Raw genomic sequence first — 255 nt, 5'->3', positions numbered from 1 at the left:
CACGTTGGATGGTGATAACAGCTGTATCAGTAACTGGTGTGCCTGTCGCATCTGTCACTGTAGCAGTAACTGTAACTGGTACTGAATCCTGACCTGCTGGAATCTCTGCGCCTGTTGGAGTACCCTCAATTTGCTTAGTCGTTGGATTGTAGGTCAAGCCTGCTGGCAAGCCTGTGACTTCAACTGTTGCTTGTGTATCGTCGCTAGTTACTGCAACTGGGATTGGAGTGATTGGTTGACCTGCAACAGCTGTCG

Annotated in this window: 1 protein-coding gene; it reads right to left on the bottom strand. The window is 49.4% G+C overall.

The window, feature by feature from the left end:
* The coding region (locus NF418_RS10475; RefSeq protein ID WP_256779554.1) for a putative Ig domain-containing protein at positions 1 to 255 on the bottom strand (255 nt) is incomplete at both ends.

Source organism: Streptococcus suis (genome assembly GCF_024509555.1).
GTDB lineage: Bacteria > Bacillota > Bacilli > Lactobacillales > Streptococcaceae > Streptococcus > Streptococcus suis_AD.
This window is presented reverse-complemented; position numbering and strand designations above follow the sequence as displayed.